8 protein-coding genes are annotated in these 23,464 nt (G+C 70.5%); 7 read left to right on the top strand and 1 reads right to left on the bottom strand.

Annotated elements, in window-relative coordinates; translation table 11 throughout:
- Positions 1–4: 4 nt before the first annotated feature.
- Positions 5–1,750, bottom strand: a complete 1,746-nt coding sequence (locus BBJ41_RS03865) for a cyclic peptide export ABC transporter (RefSeq protein WP_069745391.1) — start codon at positions 1,748–1,750, stop codon at positions 5–7.
- Positions 1,751–2,017: 267 nt separating this feature from the next.
- Here BBJ41_RS03865 and BBJ41_RS03860 point away from each other — a divergent pair, with 267 nt between their 5' ends.
- The 7 genes from BBJ41_RS03860 to BBJ41_RS03830 all read left to right on the top strand — a co-directional run bounded on the left by BBJ41_RS03860 (position 2,018) and on the right by BBJ41_RS03830 (position 23,301).
- Positions 2,018–11,680, top strand: a complete 9,663-nt coding sequence (locus BBJ41_RS03860; RefSeq protein WP_069747573.1) for a non-ribosomal peptide synthetase — start codon at positions 2,018–2,020, stop codon at positions 11,678–11,680.
- A 9-nt stretch (positions 11,681–11,689) separates the two neighbouring features.
- Positions 11,690–16,663 carry a non-ribosomal peptide synthetase gene (locus tag BBJ41_RS03855; protein WP_069745390.1) on the top strand — a complete coding sequence of 1,658 codons (4,974 nt, stop codon included), beginning with the start codon at positions 11,690–11,692 and terminating at the stop codon, positions 16,661–16,663.
- Positions 16,653–17,678, top strand: a complete 1,026-nt coding sequence (locus BBJ41_RS03850; protein ID WP_069745389.1) for a GNAT family N-acetyltransferase — start codon at positions 16,653–16,655, stop codon at positions 17,676–17,678. The genes BBJ41_RS03855 and BBJ41_RS03850 overlap by 11 nt, the downstream gene beginning before the upstream one ends.
- A 32-nt stretch (positions 17,679–17,710) precedes the next feature.
- Entirely contained in the window at positions 17,711–19,075 is a 1,365-nt protein-coding gene (locus BBJ41_RS03845) for a lysine N(6)-hydroxylase/L-ornithine N(5)-oxygenase family protein (RefSeq protein WP_069745388.1), read from the top strand.
- A 46-nt stretch (positions 19,076–19,121) separates the two neighbouring features.
- On the top strand, positions 19,122–21,359 hold the full coding sequence (locus BBJ41_RS03840) for a TonB-dependent siderophore receptor (RefSeq protein ID WP_456298397.1): 2,238 nt from the start codon (positions 19,122–19,124) through the stop codon (positions 21,357–21,359).
- Positions 21,360–21,445: 86 nt separating this feature from the next.
- On the top strand, positions 21,446–22,285 hold the full coding sequence (locus BBJ41_RS03835; protein WP_069747572.1) for a formyl transferase: 840 nt from the start codon (positions 21,446–21,448) through the stop codon (positions 22,283–22,285).
- The gene (locus BBJ41_RS03830) at positions 22,285–23,301 is read left to right on the top strand and encodes a GNAT family N-acetyltransferase (RefSeq protein WP_069745386.1); all 1,017 of its coding nucleotides are present in this window, start codon (positions 22,285–22,287) and stop codon (positions 23,299–23,301) included. Before BBJ41_RS03835 ends, BBJ41_RS03830 begins: the two co-directional genes overlap by 1 nt.
- The last annotated feature ends 163 nt before the right edge of the window (positions 23,302–23,464 follow it).

Genomic DNA, 23,464 nt, shown 5'->3' with positions numbered 1-23,464 from the left:
CGGCTTACGCGCTCAGCGCATCGACGCCATCCTGCGCGCGCGAACGCGCGGGCGTCGTGTCGCTGACGATGCGCCCGTTGTCGAGCTTCAACAGCCGGTCGGCGAGATCGAAATAGCGGTCGTCGTGCGTGATCACGATCACGGCCTTGCCGCGCGCGCGCAACTCGGGCAGCAGTTGTTCGTAGAACACGGCCTTGAACGACGGGTCCTGGTCGGCCGCCCATTCGTCGAACAGGTAGAACGGCCGGTCTTCCAGATACGCGACGACGAGCGCGAGCCGCTTGCGCTGCCCGGTCGACAGCGCGCGGGTCGAGAACGCGCCGTCGACGACCTTCACCTTGTGGTCGAGCGCGAGCTTCGCGACGAGCGCGTTCGCGCGCGCATCGGCCTGCGCGCGGGAAGGATCGTCGGGATCGACGATGCCGAGCAGCGCGTCGAACAGGTGGAAATCGTTGAACACCGCGCTGAAGCGCTGCCGGTAGGCGGCACGCTCGCGCCAGCCGATCGTCCGGCCGTCGACTTCGATCGCGCCTTGCTCGGGCTCGTAGAGGCCGGTCAGCACCTTCGCGAGCGTGGTCTTGCCGCTGCCATTGCCGCCGACGATGAACACGAGCTCGCCCGGCTTGATCGTCAGGTCGATCGGCCCGATGCTGAACATCCGCTCGTCGCGTTCGTGGAAATACGCGTGCGTGACGCCGCGCAGCGTGACGGCGCCGGCCGGCGGCACGTCGGGTGCATCGGCTGCGGGCGGCACCGTGCGCAGCGCGCCGAATTCGGCCATCACGCCTTCGATCCGCGTGAGCGACACGCGTGCCGCGTTGACGGTCGGCAGGTTGTTCAGCAGCCCGTCGAGCGGCACGAGCATGAACAGGAACACGACGACGTAGCCGGCCGCCGTGCCCGTATCGGCATGCACGCCGAGCTGCGGCCAGAACGACGCGACGCCGAGAAACACGTAGAACAGGAAGATGATCCAGCCGACGCCGACCGCATACGCGCTGAACGCGCGGCGGCGGTGGTCGCGCACTTCGCCGATCGCGGCGCCGAGCTGGCCGTCGACGAACTGGCGCGCACGCGCATCGTGCAGCTTCAGTTCCTTCGCTCCGGAAAACAGCGAGCCGAGATAACCGAACAGGCGGTCCTGCGCCTGGCCGGCTGCTTCGAGCGACGCGATCGCGCGGCGGTCGCCGGTGTGATAACCGAGCGAGCCCGCGATGATCGCGGCGAGCGCGAGCAGGCACACGGGCCACGACAGCCACGCGAGATAACCGAGGCAGCCGAACACGATCGAACCGTGCATCACGAGGTTCGGCAGCGCGAAGAACAGCATCGATACGTTGGTCGCGTCGTCGGTCAGCACCGACTGCACGGGCGCCGCGCCGATCCGCTCGATGTCGCGCAGCTCGGCCGCGCCGACGCGCCGCGCGAGATGCACGCGCAACCGCGCCATCGTGTCCTGCGACAGGCGCGCGAACAGCGTGCCCGACACGATCCGCGTGACGAGCGCGATCACCGCGCACAGCGCGAAGCGCCACGCGAGTGACGTATCGGCCGCGCCCGGTTGCGACAGCGCGCGGTTCAGCGTCGCGACGAGCAACACGCTCGCGACGCCGTTCAGCACGCATGCGGTGAGTGCAAGCGCGAGCGACGCGCGGCTTTCGCGCAACAGCGCGAGGATCAGGCGCGCCGCGGGGCGGGCGGGGGAAGCGTCGAGGGACGGCGGGGAAGAAGGCTCGTGGGCGGCTGTCATCGGCAACGTCGGTAAAGGGAAGGCAGGCAAAAACGCGGAAACGGCAAAACGGACGCGAAAGCGGCGGGGCAAGCCCCGTTCCGGCTTTCCTCCCTGATAGACGAACGGGGCGCGCAAATATTTAGCGGCCGGTTCAAAAAAAGCGTCCGCGGGCGCTTTGAACGCAAAACGGTAAAAAATCGGCCGCGCCGTTCGTCACACCAGTGAAGCCGCCCCAAGCGGCCCCGAGACTTGGCCGAAGCGGCCGGACCGAAGGACTTCACGCACATGACGAGTTTCCCGACTGCGTTGCATCACCGAATCCGCGAACTGGCGCGCATCGCGCCCGACGCCCCCGCCATCGCGGTGCCTTTCCAGAATGACTTGCGCCTGTCGCGCGGCGCGCTCGATGCGCGTGCGTCGCGGCTCGCCCGGCAACTGCGCGCGGCCGGCGTCGGCGCGGAAGTGCGGGTCGGCGTCTGCGTCGAGCGTTCGTGCGAACTGTTCGTCGCGCTGCTGGCCGTGCTGAAGGCGGGCGGCGTGTTCGTGCCGCTCGACCCGCGCCATCCGGCCGCGCGCCTCGACTGGATCGTCCAGGATGCGCAACTGCGGCACGGTATCGTCGACGATGCGGGCCGCGCGGCGCTCGGCGCGCCGTTCGAGCATGCGTTCGACGCGGCTGCCGAAGTGGCGGGCAAGCCTGAGCTTGCCGTCGATGACGAAGATCTGACGGTACATCCGCGTTCGGCGGCCTACATGATCTATACGTCGGGCTCGACCGGCACGCCGAAGGCGGTCGTCGTCGAGCACGGGCCGCTCGCCGCGCATTGCGATGCGCTCGCGGCCGCGCTGCCGATCGAGGCCGGCGATCGCCTGCTGCATTTCGCGTCGGTCAATTTCGACGCCGCGCACGAATGCTGGCTCGCGCCGCTCGCGGTCGGCGCCAGTATCGTCGTGGCGCCGCCGCAGCCGTTTGCGCCGGACGCCGCGCATGCGCTGCTGGTGCGCGAATCGGTCAACGTTGCAGCATTTCCGCCTGCGTACTTGCGTGAATTTGCGGCCGTCGCCGCGCGCGACGGCGTACCGCCGGCCCTGCGCGTGCTCGCGTTCGGCGGCGAAGCGCTGCCGCAGCAGGCGTTCGAATTCGTGCGCGGCACGTTCCCGGCGGTGCGTCTCATCAACGGTTACGGGCCGACCGAGGCCGTGATCTCGCCGATGCTGTGGCCGGTCGAACCGGGCGAAACGCCGGTGCTGGCCGCCGACGACGCATATGCATCGTTGCCGATCGGTCGCGTGATCGGCCCGCGCGTCGCGCGCATCGACGGCGGCGACGCGCAAGACGGCGGCGAGCTGCTGCTCGGCGGCGTCTGCATCGCGCGCGGTTATCACGGCCGCCCGGCGCTGACGGCCGAACGCTTCATTCCCGATCCGGAAGGCGAACCCGGTGCGCGCGTCTATCGCACCGGCGATCTCGCGCGCCTGCGCGACGACGGCGCATTCGACTATCTCGGCCGTCTCGACGATCAGGTTCAAGTGCGCGGCGTGCGCGTGGAGCCCGCGGAAATCGCCGCGTGCCTGCGCTCGCACCCGGCCGTGGCCGACGCGGCGGTGGTCGCCGAAACCGGCAACGGGCCGACGCGGCTGATCGCGTGCGTCGCGCTGCGTGCGGCAGCCGACGATGCGGCACTGAAGACGCACGTGGCCGCGCAACTGCCGGCCGCATGGCAGCCGCACCGGTTCGTGCGCTGCGATGCGCTGCCTTATACGCTGAACGGCAAGATCGACCGTGCCGCGCTGCGCGAGCGGATCGCCGCTGCGCGCGACACGGCGCAGGGCGCGGGCGACGCGCCGCGCACGCCGACCGAGCAACAGCTCGCCGGCCTCTGGCAGACGCTGCTCGGCCTCGACGCCGTGCCGTCGCGCGATGACCGTTTCTTCGCACTGGGCGCCGATTCGCTCGCCGCGATGCAGTTGCAGGCAGCGATCCGCGCCACGGTGCGCGTGAACCTGCGGCTCGATACGCTGTTCGCCGATCCGGCGCTGGCCGAACTAGCCGAGACGGTCGATCGTTCGGCGCGCGAAACCGGCGAACCGCTGGCTACGATTTCCGCGCGCCGCGTGACGGCTGATTCGACCGCGCCTGGCACTTCGTATGTCGACCGCGCGGCATCGCTCGCGCAGCAACGTTTCTGGGTGCTCGCGCAAACCCGCGACGCGAGCGCCGCGTATCACATCGCCGCGCACTGGACGATCGACGGCACGCTCGATCGCGACGCGCTGCAACGCGCGCTCGATCACGTGATCGGCCGGCACGAAGCGTGGCGCACGACGCTCGTCGACAACGACGACGGCGTCGTGATGCAGCGGATTCATGCGCACCTGCCGGTGTCGATCGCCGCGATCGATCTGCGCGACCAGCCGCCGGCCGCACGCGACGCGCAAGCTGCGCGTCTCGCCGAGCGCGACGCTGCCGAGCCGTTCGATCTCGCACGCGGCCCGCTGCTGCGCGCGACGCTCGTGGCGCTCGCCGACGATCGCCACCGCCTGCTGCTGACCGCGCACCACGCGATCACCGACGGCTGGAGCTCGCGCTGCGCGTTCGACGAACTGTCGGCCGCCTATCGCGCGTATGCGGAAGGCCGCGAGCCGTCGTTGCCCGACTTGCCGATCCAGTACGCCGACTACGCGGACTGGCAGCGCGACATGCTGGCCGGCGGCGAAGGCGATCGCCAGCTCGACTACTGGCGCGGCGCATTGCGCGACGTGCCGGGCCCGATCGCGCTGCCGGTCGATCGTCAACCGGGCACCGCGCGCACGCTGCAGGGCGCGCGCGTATCGCTGCGCCTGCCCGACGCGGTCGCGGCCGACGTGCGACAACTCGCACGCGACGCGCAGGCCACCGTCTTCACGGTGCTGCTGGCTGCCCTCGACGCGTGGCTGTCGCGTCTGACCGGCGAGACGGACGTCGTCGTCGCGGTGCCGGTCGCGCATCGCCAACACCCTGAAACGCGCGCGCTGCTCGGCCTGTTCCTGAATACGGTCGCGCTGCGCGTGCAGGTGGCGCCGACGCTGCCGTTCCGCACGCTCGTCGATGCGGCGCGCACGGCGGCGCTCGACGCGGTCGCGCACCAGGACGTGCCGTTCGAGCGCGTCGTCGACGCGGTCAAGCCGCCGGTCAAGCGCGGCGACGAGTGGTTGCGCGTGAAATTCGCGCAGCAATTCGACGCGCGGCACGACAGCGTGCTGCCGGGCGCGACGGCAGTCGCGACGCCGGGGCCCGATCTCGCCGCACGCTTCGACTTCGCGCTGGATTTCACCGACGACGCGAGCGGGATCGAGCTGGTCGCCGCCTATGCGACCGACTGCATTGATACCGACACCGCGCGCGCGTGGCTCGACAGCTACGCGACGCTCGTCGGCGCGGCTGCGCACGATTCGCAACGCACGACGGCCGCGCTGCCGTGCGACGCATCGGCCGCATCGCGCCAGCCGCGCGATGGCCGTGCGCTGAAGGTCGAACATGCCGACATCGTCGCCGCGTTCGCGCGGCAGGCAGCCGCGTATCCGCATCGCATCGCGCTCGCCGATGCGTCGGCGCAGTTGACGTTCGCCGAACTCGACGACGCATCGAACCGTATCGCGCGCGCACTGACGCTGCGCGGCGCGGCCGCCGAAGCGCCGGTCGTCGTCTGCATCGAGCGTTCCGCGCGCTTCGTCGTCGGCCTGCTCGGCGTGTTGAAGGCCGGGGCACTCGCCGTGCTGCTCGATCCCGCGCAGCCTGCCGCGCGACTGGCGGCGGCGGCCGCCGACTGCGGCGCGCGCTGGGCGCTCGTCGCGGATACGGCCGCGTGGCCGGCCGGCATCGACGCGCAGCCGCTCGACGTCGATACGCTCACGCAGGACGCATCGCTCGCGCATGCGGCCGGCGTGCGCGTCGCGCCGCATCCGGAGCAGGGCGCGTACCTGATCTACACGTCGGGCTCGACCGGCACGCCGAAAGGTGTCGTCGTGTCGCACGGCGCGCTGGCCGACTACGTGCAGGGGATGCTCGACGAACTCGCGTTCGCACCGGATGCGTCGTTCGCGATGGTGTCGACGGTCGCGGCCGACCTCGGCCACACGACGCTGTTCGGCGCATTGTGCGCGGGCCGCACGCTGCATCTGCTGCCGGCCGCGTGCGCGTTCGACCCGGACGCGTTCGCGGACGAGATGCGCCGCCGCGACGTCGGCGTGCTGAAAATCGTACCGAGCCATCTGCAGGCGCTGCTCGATGCGCGCGTGCCGGCCGACGTACTGCCGCGCCACGCGCTCGTGACGGGCGGCGAAACGCTCACGTGGGCGCTCGTCGCGCGCCTGGCCGCGCTCGCGCCGGCCTGCCGCGTGATCAACCATTACGGGCCGACCGAAGCGACGGTCGGCGCGATCGCGTGCGACACGGCGTCGATTGCTGCCGATGTGCGCGATCCCGCGAGCGGCGTGCCGCTCGGCCAGCCGCTGCCGAATGCGCGCGCGCTCGTGCTCGACGCGTTCGGTGCGTGCGTGCCGGCCGGCGCGACGGGCGAGCTGTATCTGGGCGGGCCGGGCGTCGCGCGCGGCTACCTGGGGCGCGCCGCGCAGACCGCCGAACGTTTCGTGCCCGATCCGTTCACGCCCGGCGCGCGGCTGTATCGCACCGGCGACCGCGTGCGCTTGCGCGCGGACGGCCGGATCGCATTCCTCGGCCGTATCGATGACCAGGTGAAGATTCGTGGCTACCGCGTCGAACCGGGTGAGGTGAGTGCGGCCGTGCGCGCGGCCGGCCCGATCGCGCAGGCCGAAACGCTCGCGATCGAGCACGACGGCCGCCTGCGGCTCGCGACGTTCGTCGTGATGCGCGACGGCACGGCGTTCGACGAAGCCGCCGTGCGCGCAGCGCTCGCCGCGACGCTGCCCGATTACATGGTGCCCGCGCAGTTCGTCGCGCTCGCACGCCTACCGGTGACCGCGAACGGCAAGATCGATCGCGCCGCGCTGCGCGAACTGGCCGCCGCGCCGGTCGCGATTGCATCCGGCGACGCGCCGCAGGGCGCGGTCGAAACGGTGCTCGCCGAAGTCTGGCAGGCCGTGCTGAAGGCGCCGCAAGTTGGCCGTGACGACAACTTCTTCGAACTCGGCGGCGATTCGATCCTCGTGCTGCAGGTGATCGCCCGTGCGCGCAAGCGCGGCGTGCGCTTTACGCCGAAGCAACTGTTCGACGGCCCGACGGTTGCCGAACTCGCGCGCATCGCGAAAACGGACGACACGGCCGCCGCTGCTGTGCAACCTGCATCCTCGGCGCCGGTCGCGACGCCGGCTGCCGCGCAGATCTTGACGCCCGCGCAACAACGCTTTTTCGCGCTCGACATCCCGCATCGCGGCCACTGGAACCAGTCGGTTGCGTTCGACGTGCGCGGGCCGTTCGACGCAGACGCATTCGCGCGCGCATTCGATGCGTTGCTGACGCATCACGACGCATTCCACCAGCGCTTCGCGCGCGGTGCGGACGGCACGTGGCAGGCGAGCGACGCCGCGAAGCCATTCGATGCGCTGCCGTTCGTCGAAGTCGCCGCACGCGACGAAGGCGACGCGCTCGCGCGCTTCGACGCGTTGCAGCGCCGCCTCGATCTCGACCGCGGGCCGCTCGCCTGCGCATGCGCGGCACGACTGCCGGACGGCTCGACGCAGCTTTATCTGGCGATTCACCATGCGATCGTCGACGGCGTGTCGTGGCGCATCCTGCTCGACGATCTCGATACAGCCTACCGCGCCGCATGCGAACGCACGCCGGTGCGGCTGTCGCAGCCGGGCCTGCGCGCGGACGCATGGGCCGCGCGTCTCGCACGCGCAGCAACGGAACCGGCTTCGCCGTTCGCGGCCGAAGCCGCGTACTGGGCCGGCATGGCGCAGGGCGACGATCTCGTTGCCGATCATCCCGATACACCGGCGACGAACGTCGATGCGGCCGTCGTCGTGCAGACGATCGACGCCGCATTGACGCGCGCGGCGCTGACCGACGCGCACGCGGCCTATCGCACGCAGACGATCGAATTGCTTGGCGCGGCGCTCGCGCTGACGCTGGCCGGTGCGCGCGGTTCGGCATCGTGCCGGATCGAACTGGAAGGACATGGCCGCGAGGCGCTGTTCGACGATGCGGACGCGAGCCGCACGATCGGCTGGCTGACGAGCCATTACCCGGTGACGTTGCCGGTCGAAGCGACTGCGGGCGACACGCTGTGCGCCGTGAAGGACACGCTGCGCGCGGTGCCGCACAAGGGGCTCGGCTTCGGCGTGCTCGCGCACTACGGTGACGCGGCGACGCGCGCGGCGCTGGCCGCCGTGCCGCGCCCGCGCGTCACCTTCAACTATCTCGGCCAGTTCGACGCGCCGCGCGATGCGACGCTCGTGCCGCGTTTCGGCGGCACCGGCGTCGAGCGCGATCCCCAAGGCCCGCTCGGCAATACGCTCGCGATCCACGCGTACCTCGATACCGATCGCGACGGCGCACGCACGCTGAAGGTGCACTGGGTGTACGGCGCGCCGCAGTTCGAGCGCGCGACGATCGACGCGTTCGCCGAGCGTTTTGCGGCTGCACTGCGCGAACTCGTCGACGCTTGCGCGTCGCGTGTCGCGCATCGCGGCGGCGGCGCCACGCCGGGCGATTTTCCGCTTGCGCAGGCGGCTGGTCTCACGCAGGCCGCGATCGAACGCACGCCGCTCGACTGGCGCTCGATCGACGACGTGTATCCGCTGTCGCCGATGCAGCAGGGCATCCTGTTCCATGCGCTGTTCGCGCCCGGCCATGCCAGCTACGTGAACCAGCTCGTTGCGACCGCGACCGGGCTCGATGCCGGCCGTCTCGCCGATGCGTTCGCCGCATCCGTCGCGCGTCACGACATCCTGCGCACGAGCGTGATGCCCGACGAAGCCGCGCCGCTGCAGTGCGTGCATCGCCACGCGCAGATGCCGGTCGAGCAGCTCGACTGGCGCACGCGCGGCGACACGCTCGACGCCGATTTCGACGCATGGCTCGCGGCCGACCGCGCACGCGGTTTCGACTGGCGCGAGCCGCCGCTGATGCGGCTCACGCTGATCCGCGTGACGGACGACGCATGGCGCGTCGTGTGGACGCGCCACCACGTGCTGCTCGACGGCTGGAGCACCGCACGCCTGCTGGCAGACGTGCTGCGCGACTATCGCGACCCGGATGCCGTGTCGCCGTTCGCGAGCCGTCCGGCGCTGCGCTATCGCGACTTCATCGCATGGCTCGGCACACGCGACCGCGATGCCGACGAACGCTTCTGGAGCGACCGCCTCGCGCGCCTCGACGCACCGACGCTGATCGCGGAACGCGTGGCCGACCGTGCGGACGCCGAGATGGTCACGTGGCGCGCGACGATCGATGCGGATGCGATGACGCGCATCGCACAGACGGCACGCGCCTTGAAGCTGACCGTCAACACGCTGGTGCAGGGCGCGTGGGCGCTCGCATTGCAACGGATGACGCACCAGCCGGCCGTCGCGTTCGGCGCGACCGTCGCGGGCCGTCCCGATGCGCTCGCGGACGTCGACTCGGTGCTCGGCCTGTTCATCAACACGCTGCCGGTGATCACCGCGCCCGCGCCGCAGCAGCGCGCGGCCGACTGGCTGCAGGCGCTGCAGCGCGACAACGCGGCCGCCGCCGAGCACGCGCACACGCCGCTCGCCGACATCCAGCGCTGGGCGCGCGGCGCGGGCGGCGCACTGTTCGACACGCTGGTCGTGTTCGAGAACTACCCGGTCGACGATACGGCGCGCGACGCCGATCCGCGCGCGCTCGCACTGAGCGGCGTGCGCAGTATCGAAGCCACCGATTTCGCGCTGACGCTCGTGATCGAAAGCGGTGTGGAACTGACGATCGATTACGGCTACGACACCGCGCGCATCGACGCGCACCAGGTCGAAACCTGGCACCGCGCATTCGCGTGTGCGCTCGACGCACTGGCCCGCACGCCGGACGCGCTGCTCGGCACGCTGTCGATCGCCGACGGCACGACACGCGACGCGCTGGCGCGTGCGCAGGACACGCTGCGCACGTGGCCCGAACCGCAACGGCAGCCGCTGCACCTGCAATTCGCCGAGGCGGCCAACGCAACGCCCGATGCGGTCGCGCTCGAATATGCGGATGTTCACGGCGGCGTGCATCGCGCGACCTATCGCGAACTCGACCTGAGCACGTCGCGCATCGCCGCTGCGCTGCGCCGGCGCGGCGTACAACCCGACACGCCGGTCGCGCTGTGCGTCGAGCGTTCGTTCGACATGGTGATGGCGCTCGTCGGCGTGCTGAAGGCCGGCGCAGCTTACCTGCCGGTCGATCCTGACTATCCGGCCGAGCGCATCGCGTATCTGCTGCGCGATGCGCGGCCGGCCGTCGCGATCACGCAGGCTCACCTGCGCGAGCAGGTCGAAGCCGCGCTCGGCGACGATGCCACGACGCAGTTGCTGACGGTCGCGGATCTGCTCGCCGATGAAGCGGGCAATACGCCCGCCGGCGCGGCCGACGAAATCGACGACGCCCGGCTGGCCTACCTGATCTACACGTCGGGTTCGACCGGCAAGCCGAAGGGCGCCGGCAACACGCACGGCGCGCTCGCGAACCGGATCGCGTGGATGCAGGACGCATACCAGATGACGCGCGACGACGTGGTGCTGCATAAGACGCCGTTCGGCTTCGACGTGTCGGTATGGGAATTCGTGTGGCCGCTCGCGATCGGCGCGAAGCTCGCGATCGCCGCGCCCGGCGACCATCGCGATCCGGCGCGTCTCGCGGCCGCGATCCATGCGCACGGCGTGACGGTGCTGCATTTCGTGCCGTCGATGCTCGCCGCATTCGCCGCGTATCTCGACGATTTCTCGGCCGCCGCGCAATGCGACAGCGTGCGCCTGATCGTCGCGAGCGGCGAGGCGCTTGCGCCCGAACTCGTCGCGAAGATGGCGCGGCTGCTGCCGAACGCGACGCTCGTGAACCTGTACGGGCCGACCGAAGCCGCGATCGACGTGTCGCACTGGACCTGCGGGCCTGACGACGCAAACGCGGTCGCAGTGCCGATCGGTCATCCGATCGCGAACCTGCAACTGCACGTGCTCGACGCCGCATGGCAGCCGGTGCCGGCCGGCGCGACCGGCGAACTGTATCTCGCGGGCGCGGGCCTGGCGCGCGGTTATCTGGGCCGCCCGGCGCTGACCGCGGAGCGCTTCGTGCCCGATCCGTTCGTGCCGGGCGCGCGCATGTACCGCACGGGCGACCTCGCGCGACGCCGCGCCGACGGCGCGCTCGACTATCTCGGCCGCGTCGACACGCAGGTGAAGCTGCGCGGCCAGCGGATCGAGCCCGGCGAGATCGAGGCGCTGCTGCGCGCAGCGCCCGGCGTGAACGACGCGGTCGTGATCGTGCGCGACGAGCAACTGATCGGTTACGTCGCACGCGGCGATGCGGGCCCGCTCGACCGCGCGGCGCTGCTCGACACGTTGCGTGCGCAACTGCCGGCCTACATGGTGCCGTCGCAACTGATCGAACTCGACGCGTTGCCCGTCACGCCGAACGGCAAATGCGACCGCCATGCGCTGCCCGCGCCGGTGCGTGAAACGGCTGAAGCCGTCGAGCTTTCGACCGATACCGAACGCGCGCTCGCGGCCATCTGGCAACGCGTGCTGCACGTGGATGCGATTGGCCGCGACGGCGATTTCTTCCTGCTCGGCGGCCATTCGCTGCTCGCGACGCAGGCCCACGCGCAGGCGAACCTGCACTGGGGGCTCGCGCTGCCGCTGCGCACGCTGTTCGACACGCGCACGCTCGCGAGTTGCGCGGAGGCGATCGACGCAGCCTGCGCGGCGCGCGGCGAGACCGACGCGGCGAGCGCGATCGATGCGCTGCTCGGCGAACTGGAAACCCAATAAGGACGACGGATGACGAAGGTTCAACCCGACTGGCTCGCGCTCGCGACGCGTTTCGCGCAACTGCCCGACGCGCAGCGCGCGGTCTTCATCGACAAGCTTGGCGCGGCCGGCATCGACTTCCGCGTGCTGCCGATCCCGCCGATCCCGCCGCGCAGCGACCGCGTGCCGGCGTCGTTCGCGCAGACGCGGCTGTGGCTGCATGCACGGCTGATCGACGCGCCCGACGCGTATCACATCACCGAGCGCCTCGCGCTGACCGGCACGCTCGACGCGCATGCGCTGCGTCTTGCATGCGACGCGCTGATCGCCCGCCACGAAGCACTGCGCACGACCTTCGACGAAGCGCAGGACGGCGTCGCGCAAACGATCCACGCGCCGCTGCGTTGCCCGTGGCGCGAAACCGATCTCGAGGCGTTGCCGGATGCACAACGTGCCGCGCGCGCCGGGGCTGTCGCGACCGCCGACGAAGCCGGGCCGTTCGATCTCGGCACGCCACCGCTCGTGCGCGCACACCTGATCCGCTTCGACGCGACGCATCACTGGCTCGCGCTGACCGTTCATCACATCGTGTCGGATGGCTGGTCGTCGGGCGTGATGCTCGAAGAACTCGCGGCGTTCTATCGCGCGTATGCGTCCGACAAGCCGGTGCCGCTCGCACCGCTGCCGATCCAGTACGCTGACTACGCACTGTGGCAACGCCGCTGGCTCGACGCCGGCGAACGCGATCGCCAGCTTGCGTTCTGGCGCGAACGGCTCGATCCGCAGCGCGGCGTGCTGACGCTGCCAGGCGCGACCGCGCGGCCCGCCCGCCGCAGTGCGCGCGGCGCGCGCCATGTGTTCTCGCTCGACGCGCGCGTCGGTGCGCAACTGCGCGCGTTCGCGGCGGCATCGGGTGCGACGCCGTTCGCGGTGCTGCTCGCCGCGCTCGATGCGCTGCTGGCGCGCGCGACCGGCGACGCGCGGATCTGCGTCGGCGTGCCGGCCGCGAACCGCGAACGCGCGGAAGTCGCCGGCCTGATCGGGTTCTTCGTCAATACGCTGGCGATCGATGTCGACGTGCCCGCGCGCGGCGATTTCTCGTCGCTGGTCGCGCGCACGCAGCGCGCGCTCGTCGACGCGCAGATGCACCAGGACGTGCCGTTCGAGCAGGTGGTCGACGCGCTCGGCGTGCCGCGCAGCGCGAGCCACCATCCGTTGTTCCAGGTGATGGCCGCCTATGGCGAGCGCCGCGCGCTGCCGGCGCTCGGCGCGGCAGCGGCCGCGTTGCTGCCGTCCGGTACGCCGTCCGCGAAGTTCGATCTCACGCTGTCCGTCGAAGCGACGCCCGACGGCACGTTCGACGCCGCGTTCATCTACGCGCTCGACCTGTTCGACGCCGACGCGATCGCACGGCTGGCCGCGCGCTTCGTCACGCTGCTCGGCGATGCGCTCGCGCGCCCCGACATGCCGGTCGGCGATCTCGACTGGCTGCCCGCCGACGAGCGGGCGCAGCTTTTTGCGTGGAACTCGCCGGCCGGCGCGACCGACGCCGAACCGTTCGTGCCGGTGCATGCGCGCATCGCCGCGCATGCGCACGCGCGGCCCGACGCACGCGGCGTCGCCGATATCGATCGTGCGCTGACACGCGGCGAAGTCGATGCGCGCGCCGCGCGCCTGGCGCGCCATCTGGTCGCGGCCGGCGTGCGGCCGGAGATGCGCGTCGGCGTGGCGCTGCAGCGCTCGGTGGATCTGCTCGTCGCGCTGATCGCGGTGCTGAAGTCGGGCGCCGCGTTCGTGCCGCTCGATCCGGCTCACCCGCGCGAACGGCTCGCGCAGATCGTCGGCGATGCGAACATCGCGCACGTGCTGACCGACGGCGCAAGCGCCGCGTCGCTGCCCGAGCTGCCGTCGCTGCGCGTCTGGCGCGCCGATGAAATCGACGCGCTCGACGAAGCGGCCGATATCGCGCTGCCCGACGTGCTGCCGGGCCATGCGGCGTACGCGATCTACACGTCGGGTTCGACCGGCAAGCCGAAGGGCGTGATCGTCGACCATGCGTCGTTCGCGCTGCATTGCGCGGCGATCGCCGAGCGCTATGGCGCAGGCGAGAACGACGTGTTCCTGCTGTTCCAGTCGGTCAACTTCGACGGCGCGCACGAAGGCTGGTTTTCGCAATACATGTCGGGCGCCGCCGTCTCGGTGACGGCCGACGTGCTGTGGCCGCCCGCGCAGACCTGCGCGATGATGGTCCGCGACGGCGTGACGATGACCTACGTGCCGCCCGGTTGCGCCGCGCAGCTCGCCGAATGGGCGCTCGCGCACGGCGCGCCGCCGACGCTGCGTTCGCTGACCGTCGGCGGCGAGGCGACCTCGCGCGAGGCGTTCGCGATGCTGCGCCGCGCGCTGCCGAACGTGCGCGTGGTCAACGGCTACGGCCCGACCGAGACGGTCATCACGCCGACGTTGTGGATGTTCCGGCCCGGCGACGATCTCGCGAAGCTCGGCGATGCCGCGTATTTGCCGATCGGCACGCTGGTCGGCGCGCGCACCGCGCACGTGCTCGACGAGCGGCTGCATCCGCTGCCGGTCGGCGTGATCGGCGAGTTGTACCTGGGCGGCGAGGGGATCGGCGTCGCGCGCGGTTATCTCGACCGCCCGGCGCTGACGGCCGAGCGTTTCGTGCCCGATCCGTACGGCGCGCCGGGTGCGCGCCTGTACCGCACGGGCGACCTCGTGCGCCGCCGCGCAGACGGCGTGTTCGACTTCATCGGCCGCGTCGACCATCAGGTGAAGCTGCGCGGGCTGCGCATCGAACTCGGTGAAATCGAGGCGCAGCTTGCCGCGCACGACGCGGTGCGCGAAGCGTGCGCGGTCGTGCACGGGCAGGGCGCACTTGCACAGCTCGTCGCGTACGTCGAGCTGACTGCCGACGCGCAGGCGGCCGCTCAACCCGTCGAAGCCGCGACGCTCGACGCGCACCTGCGCCGCACGCTGCCCGACTACATGGTGCCCGCGCAACTGATCGTGCTCGACGCGCTGCCGCGCAACGCGAACAGCAAGGTCGATCGTGCGCGGCTGCCGGCGCCCGTGCGTGTCGAGCGCGCGTACGAAGCGCCGCACGACGGCGACGAAGCCGCGCTCGCGGCGATCTGGTGCGACGTGCTGAATCTCGAGCGTGTCGGGCGCGGCGATCACTTCTTCGATCTCGGCGGCCATTCGCTCGCCGCCGTGCGCGTCGCGACGCGCGTGGCCGAGCGACTCGGCCGTGACGTGCCGGTGCGCGCGCTGTTCGAGGCACCCGTGCTCGCGCAGTACGCGCTGCAGGTGGCCGATGCGCCGCGCGCCGAGCATGCGGGCGCCGCGGCGCCGGGCGTCGCGCTCGCCAAACCCGACGTGCACGGCGTGTGGCCGCTGTCGCCCGCGCAGCTCGGCCTGTGGTTCCTGTGGCGCGCGCAGCCGGACAGCGCCGCCTACAACATTCCGGTCGCGCTGCGCGTGCGCGGCCCGCTCGACATCGATGCGCTGCGCGGCGCTTTCTCGGATGCGGCCGCCGTGCATCCGGCGCTGCGCGCGCGGCTCGTCGTCCGCGACGGTGCGCTGCCGGGGCAGCGGATCGATGACGTTGCGTCGGTCACGCTGCCGGTCATCGACCTGTCGGCACAGCCCGATGCGCTCGCCCGCGCGACGGCGCTGACCGACGCAGACGCGCTGACGCCGTTCGATCTCGCTGCCGGCACGCCGCTGTGGCGCGCGCGCGTGCTGCGTCTCGGCGCGGACGATCATGTGCTGTCGGTGACGATCCATCACATCGTGTCGGATGGCGATTCGATCGAGCTGTGGCTCGACGCGGTGCGTGCGCGTTATGTCGCTCGCGTGCGCGGCGGCGCATCTGCAGAAGCCGCCATCCAACCGGCCGTACCGCTCGTGCTGCCCGCACCGTGCCATCCGGCCCGCGTCGCGTATTGGCGCGATGCGCTGGCCGACCTACCGTCGCGCGTGCTGCCGCAGCGTGAAGATGCGCCGGCCGTGCCGCAATGGCGCGCGGCGCGCATCGCGTTCGAATTCGACGCATCGCTGATCCGTGCCGCACGCGATGCCGCATCGGCCGCGCATGCGACGCTGCCGATGCTGCTGCACGCGGCGCTCAACACCGCGCTGTTCCGTGCGACGGGCGCGGCCGACCAGCCGGTCGGCGTGCTCGCGTCGACGCGCGAGCTGACCGGCGACGCAGCGCGCGCCGCGCTCGGCCTGTTCATCAATTCGGTCGTCGTGCGCACGCGCATCGACCCGGCCGCCCGCCGTGCGGACGTGCTCGCACAGGTGCGCGACACGGCGCTCGCCGCATACGCGCATGCCGACGTGCCGTTTGCCGACGTCGTCGCCGCGCTGCGCGCGCCGCGCGCCGCGCAGGCCAATCCGCTGTTCCAGGTGATGTTCAACTACCTGCGCCCGACGGGTGCTGCCGCACGCGACTGGGCCGGACTGTCGCTGGAGGATTTCGACGACGTGCGCCATCGCGTCGTGTTCACGCTGGAGCTCGACGTCGTCGAACATCCGGACGGCCGCGTGAGCGCCGCGTTCTCGTATGCGGACGAACTGCTCGACCGCGGCCTCGTCGATGCGCTCGTCGACGTCTATCACGACGAAGTCGCGCGCTTTGCCGGCGCATCGGAAGCGGCGCTCGGCGCGCCCGATACGCACGCCGTCTCGCCGGCGTCCGGCCGCGATCAACACGCCGCTGCAGTGTCGCAAGCGTCGCATGCGGCTGCCGTGCTCGCGGCACTGTGGTCGGACACGTTCTCGACGGCTGCGCCCGAACCCGACGCCGACCTGTTCGAAGCCGGCGCGACGTCGTTCGACATCGTGCGCTTCGTCGACGCGGCCGGCCGCGCCGGTCACGCGCTGACGGTCGCCGACGTGTTCGCGCGGCCGACGCTCGCGGCGCTCGGCGCGCGGCTCGATGCACAAGCGGAAACGGGACAGGAGGAACGCCATGCTGGCTGAAGTGCGTCCGGACGGATTCACGATGCTCGATACCTACCGACTCGCGTTCGCGGACGGCCTGGTCGCCGCACGCGACGGTACGGAGATCCGCGTCGCGCAGGGCGACGGCATCTCCGCGCAATTGCTGCGCGCGCAACTCGCCGACGACGGCACGCTGCGTCTCGTTGCGTACAACCACCGCGCGGCGGCTGCCGACCAGCGGCGCGCGCTGCTGGCCGCGCTCGCCGCCGCGTTTTCGGACGGCGCGCACCACGCGGTGATCCGGCTCGACCCGGCCGCGTGGCCGGCAGTGGCGCTCGATGCGCTGCGCGCGAGCGGCGTGCTCGCCGACGGCGGCCGCTGCATGCGCGATGGCTGGGCGCAGCAGGCCGACATGTGGCTCGTCGGCACGCACCTGCCGTGCGCGACGCTGCCGATGCTGACCGACGGCCGGCGTCATCCGCGCCGGCCGCCCGCGCCGCGCGGCGACGTCTATGCGCGCGACCTGCCGGCGCTCGGCGTGCGCTTCACGTTGCGCGGCTGGCAGCCGGGCGATGACGCCGAGCGCGTCGCGCGCTGGTTCGACGCGCCGCGCGTGCGCGACGGCTGGCCGGGCGCGCAGCCCGGCGCTGACGGCGCAGCACCCGACGCCGATCCTCACGTCACGCCGCTCGTCGGCTGCTTCGACGGCGAGCCGTTCGCGTATTTCGAGGCGTTCTGGCTGAAGGAAGACGCACTCGCGCCGCACGTCGCGGCGCGCGACTACGACCGCGGCCTGCGGATGCTGGTCGGCGAGTCGCGCTGGCGCGGCCCGCATTGCGTCGCGGGCTGGCTGCCGTGCGTCGTTCATTACCTGTTTCTCGACGACCCGCGTACCGAAGCGGTCGGCTGTGCCGTTCCGGCCGGCCACACGCGGGTTGCCGACCATCTCGCGCGGCATGGCTTCGCGCGGCAGCGCCGTCTCGCGCTGGCCGACGCGCAGCCGCTGTGGATGCGCACGTTGCGCGAGACGTTCTTCTCCGGCCGTCACGTCTGACGGGCCGGATTCACCGACAAGGGAGCTGAGACATGCAGAGAGAAACCGTATTCGACCTGATCGGCGTCGGCTTCGGGCCGTCGAATCTGGCGTTGGCCGTGCGCCTCGCCGAACGCAGCGGCGCGCGCACGCTCGCCCATTGCTTCGTCGAGCGTCAGCCTGAATTCGGCTGGCATCGCGGGATGCTGCTCGACGACTGCCGGATGCAGATCTCGTTTCTGAAGGATCTCGTCACGATGCGCGATCCGAAAAGCCGCTACACGTTCATCAACTACCTGTTCGAACGCGGCCGCCTGAACGAATTCGTCAACCTGAAGAACTTCTATCCGACGCGCGTCGAATTCCACGATTACCTGAGCTGGGTCGCCGATGCGTTCGACGATCGCGTCCATTACAGCGAAACCGTGCTGGCGATCGAACCCGTGCGCGGCGACGGCGCGCGGATCGACGCGCTGCGCGTGCTGTCGCGCGACGCGACCGGCCACGAGCGCCAACGCGTCACGCGCGCGCTGTCGGTCGGCGTCGGCGGCACGCCGGCGATCCCCGACGCCTTCGCCGCGCTCGGCCGCGACCGCGTGATCCATTCGTCGTCGTATCTCACCGATATCGACCGGCTCGTCGCGTCGCCGGACGGCGAGCGCCGCCGCGTCGCAGTGATCGGCGCGGGTCAGAGTGCGGCCGAGGTGTTCATCGATCTCGCGCGCCGTTTCCCGCACGTCGACGCGAGCCTCGTGATGCGCGCGGGCGCACTGAAGCCGGCCGACGACAGCCCGTTCGTCAACGAGATCTTCAGCCCGGAATTCACCGACGTCGTCTATGCGCAACCGCACGACGCGCGCCGCGCGCTGCTCGAACGCTATCGCGATACGAACTACGCGGTGGTCGACCGGCCGCTGATCGAGCAGATCTACGAAATGCTGTACCTGCAGCGCATCGACGGCACGCCGCGTCACGCGCTGCTCGCGAACAGCGCGATCGAGGCCGCGGTGCGTACCGCCGACGGCCGCATCGAGCTGACGCTGCGCGACCGGATGAGCGGCGACACGCGCGTCGAGCGTTTCGACGCGCTCGTGCTCGCGACCGGCTACCGCCGCGACACGCATTCGGCGCTGCTCGAAGGGCTCGCGCCGCACCTGGGCGACGCACTCACGCGCGGCGACGTCACGCGCGACTACCTGCTCGCGACGCCGGAGCATTTCGCACCGCGCATCTACCTGCAAGGCTGCTGCGAAGACAGCCACGGATTGTCCGACACGCTGCTGTCGGTACTGGCGCGCCGCGCGGACGAAATCTGCGCGTCGCTCGAAGACGGGATCGCGCCCGCCCATGACGAAGGCGCGGCCCGGGCAAGACAAGAAAACGGGGTGAGCGCGGGCCGCATGGCTTTCGCTCTTTGACAAAGGCGCGGTCGGAGACCGCATGAAAAAAGTGGAGCAGAGAAAGATGGAGTGGGCAACAGGCACGCGTTTGCGTGCGATCGCAGCCGCGGCAAGCGTGGCGTTCGGTGCGGCGGCGGGGCAGGCATACGCCCAGACGGCGCCCGCCGTGAACGCAGGCGCCGCGGCGTCGGCCAGCAGTGCGCAGAACGGCGCGGCGGCGAATGCGTCGGCCAGCGCGCAAAATGGCACGCTGCCGGCGATCAACGTCAACGCGGCCTCGGCAGGAGACGGCACGGTCGGGCTCGTCGCGAAGCGCAGCCGCACCGGCACCAAGACCGACACGCCGATCAACGAGATCCCGCAGACGATCAACATCGTCACCGCGCAGCAGATCGAGATGACCGGCGCAACCGACGTGAACGCGGCACTGCGCTACGTGCCGGGCTTCTCGTCGTACGGTTCGGACAACCGTTCCGACTGGTACGCGGCGCTGCGCGGCTTCACGCCGACCGCCTACGTGAACGGGCTGCAGGTGCCGAACACGATCAACCTCGCGAGCTGGCGCGTCGATCCGTACATGATCGACAGCATCTCCGTGCTGCGCGGGCCGACCTCGGTGCTGTACGGCGCGGGCGACCCGGGCGCGATCATCGACGTGCAGACCAAGCTTGCCGACGGCGAACGCGTGCGCGAGGCCGGCGTGCAGATCGGCAACTACGCGCGCAAGCAGTTCATGATCGACGTCGGCGACAAGCTCGACCCGGACGGCAAGTATGCGTACCGGTTCGTCGGCGTCGCGCGCGACGGCAATGCGCTGACCGGCCCGAACAACGACCAGCGCGTCGCGCTCGCGCCGTCGTTCCGCTGGCGCCCGAACGCGGATACGTCGCTGACGCTGTCCGCGACGTACCTGCAGGACTGGGGCGACATCTCGTCGAACTTCTTGCCGGCGGTGGGCACGGTGCTGCCGAACCCGAACGGGCAGATCAACAAGGACGTGTACGAAGGCGACCCGAACTTCAACTACTACCGCAAGAAGCAGTGGTCGGTCGGTTACCAGTTCGAGCGGAACCTGACGCAGGCGTGGACGTTCCGGCAGAACGTGCGCCTGATGCACCTGTCGCTCGACAACGGGTCGGTGTTCGGCAACGGCTTCGTCGATGGCAGCACGACCGACGTGTCGCGTTGGGCCGGCGTGTTCCAGATGAACTACAGCCGCTTCGACATCGACAACAACGTGGAAGGCCGCTTCGCGACCGGCCCGCTCCAGCACACGTTGCTGCTCGGCTTCCAGTACAACCGCCAGACCGCGACCGACAGCGAATGGCTCGCCGCCGCGCCGCCGCTGAACATCTACAACCCGGTTTACCTGCCGGTCACGACGGCCGTCTTCGATCCAGCCTCGACGTTCCGCACCAACACGTACACGGCGATGAACACGTTCGGCCTGTACGCGCAGGACCAGATCAAGTGGAACCGCTGGACGCTGACGCTCGGCGGCCGCGAGGACTGGGTCAACATGCGGCAGGACGACCGAGCGGGAGGCACGTCGACGAAGGCGAACGTGACGGCGTTCACCGGTCGCGTCGGCCTGACGTACCAGGGCGACTACGGGCTGTCGCCGTACATCAGCTACGCGACGTCGTTCAATCCGCTGATCGGCGTGAACCTGCTCGGCGGCGGGCTGCCGCAGCCGACGCGCGGCAAGCAGATCGAGGCCGGCCTGCGCTGGCAGCCGCCCGGCAAGAACCTGATGCTGAACGCGGCGATCTACCAGATCAACCAGACCAACGGGATCACGCCGGCGCTGCCGAGCCAGGACGATACCGGCACGAAGTCGGTGCAGACCGGTGAAATCCGTTCGCGCGGCATCGAGCTGAGTGCGACCGGCAAGGTCACGCCGAACCTGTCGCTGATCGCGTCTTACGTCTATCAGGACGTGAAGAACGTGAAGGCGAACGACGTGTCGCTGAACAACTGGCCGGTCGACATTCCGCGTCCGCGCCAGATGGCGTCGATGTGGGCCGACTGGACGTGGCACACGGGGCCGCTCGCGGGCTTTGGCCTCGGCGGCGGCGTTCGGTACCAGAGCGCGTCGGCCGGTGCGGCCGACAACTCGCTGACGGTATCGAGCGTCACGCTGTTCGACGCGGGCGTGCATTACGACACGCGTAACTGGCGCTTCGCCGTGAACGGGACGAACCTGGCCAACCGCCACTACATCAGCGGTTGCCAGTCGTACAACGTCTGCGTGTTCGGCACCGACCGCACGGTGATCGCGACCGCGAAATACAACTGGTGACGTCGCGCGCCGCGGCTCGCCGGCCGGCCTTCGTGGCCGGCGCGGGCCGGCCGCGGCGCCTTCGTCCGCTTTTCCACGACGCATCCATGCCGAAGAAAAATCTCGTCTACATCCAGTCGCTGCGCAACGGCGCGGCCGATCGCGCCGGCCAGCCGGTCGCTTATCAGGGCGGTACGCGCTACATGAAGGCCCCGCTCGAATTCCTCGTCGAGCGGCTGAACGACTCGCCGCTCGGCGAGCGCTACACGCTCAAGGGCGTGATCGTCGACGACGACGAGGGCTCGCCGGCCGACCGTGCAAAAGTTGCCGATTACGGGTTCGCGCGCACGCCGGGCCGCCCGTGGATCCTGCCGGACGGGTTGACGGTGCAGGGCCGGCCGGTCGACGAGTTGTTCTGCTCGATTCCGTCGACGTACCGGCGGCTGCCGCGCGACGCGCGCGAGCGCGTGGCCGGCAAACAGGCATTCGAGCGCCGCCTGCTCGAGCGCCTGCTCGAACTCGATGCGGAGATCGTCGTGCTCGACGGGCTGCTCGTGATCCTCGACGAACTCGTGCGGCCCGGTGCACGCTTTCACCGGCGCATCGCGAACATTCACCCGGGCATCACCGCCGACGATTCGCCGTACCAGCGGCGCGGCGCGTGGGCGACGCTCGACGCGCTGCACGGCGCGCGCGGCGAACGCGTCGACTGGGCGAGCGGCGCGACGTCGTCCGTCGAACCCGTGACGATGACGGGCGCATCGTTCCACTACGTCGACAACGGCATCGATTCCGGCGAGGTGATCTGCGACGTGCTCGACACGCCGATCGCACCGGACGACACGATTCTCGAGCTGCGCTGGAACAACTTCCAGCGCAGCCTGTTTCCGGCGCTCGAGCAGGGGCTGCACGTCCTCGCCGATCGCCACGACGCGGGAGCACTGTAATGGAAGACACGCTGACGAAACCGGCCGGCGCCGCTGACGCCGTCGAAGGCGAAGTGGCCGCCGCACTCGACGGCGCCGCGCACGGGCAGGCGGCGCCGGTCGCCGAGCACACGCTCGACGCATGGCGGCCCGACGATTCGACGGACGCGCTGCTCGCGGCGTTCGTCGCACTGTTCAACACCGACACGCGGCACGATGCGGCGACGGTCTCGGTGCCGCTCGCCGGCGCCGATCCGGCGGCCGTTGCATCGTATGTTGCGCGCGCGGTGCGCGAGGGCGTGATCGACGGCGCGCAGGCGGCCGGGGACATGCTGCGCCTCACCGTGTCGCGCACGACGTTCTGGCAGAACCCGCGGCCGTGGCTGAAGGCGCCCGCGTCGGGCGGGATGCCGCTGCGCTACGCGATCACGAACGGCCACCGGCACCCGGTGCGGCCGCCGTCGCCGGCCGGCGAGATCTACGCGCGCTACATGCCGCAGGTCGGGATGACGTTCAGCCTGCGCACCGTCGACGTCGACGCGCACGCGGACCTGTTCAGCGGCTGGATGAACCTCGATCGCGTCGCGCATTTCTGGGACCAGCGCGGCACGCGCGACGAACATGCGGCATATCTCACCGAACGGCTCGCCGATCCGCACATGCACCCGATGATCGGCTATTTCGACGACAAGCCGTTCGGTTATTTCGAGTTCTACTGGGCGAAGGAAGACCGTCTCGCGCCGTTCTACGATGCGCACGACTACGATCGCGGGCTGCACCTGCTGATCGGCGACTCGCGCTTCCAGAGCGCCGGCAAGCTGCATGCGTGGTGGAGCGGGGTGCTGCACTACATGTTCGTCGACGAATCGCGCACGCAGCGGCTGGTCGGCGAGCCGCGCGTCGATCACGTGCGGCACATCGCGTACATGCACCGGCTCGGGTTCTACACGCTCAAGGAATTCGATTTTCCGCACAAGCGCGCGGCGCTGACCGTGATCGAGCGCGATACATTCTTCGACACTTTCCGGTTGCCGTGACGGGGCGGGCGCGGCGCCACGAACGGCTGGCATCGGCCGTTCGGGATATGGTCGGCGCGGCCTGCCTGGTGAAGAATGGATCACGTTCTTCATCGACGGCAGGCACGACGACATGGCAAAAACACCCGTAACGACATGGGATGCGACACCCGATTCGCGCACC

The organism is Burkholderia stabilis, from assembly GCF_001742165.1.
GTDB lineage: Bacteria > Pseudomonadota > Gammaproteobacteria > Burkholderiales > Burkholderiaceae > Burkholderia > Burkholderia stabilis.
The sequence above is the reverse complement of the archived record's forward strand: the minus strand, read 5'-3'. Positions and strand labels throughout refer to the sequence as shown.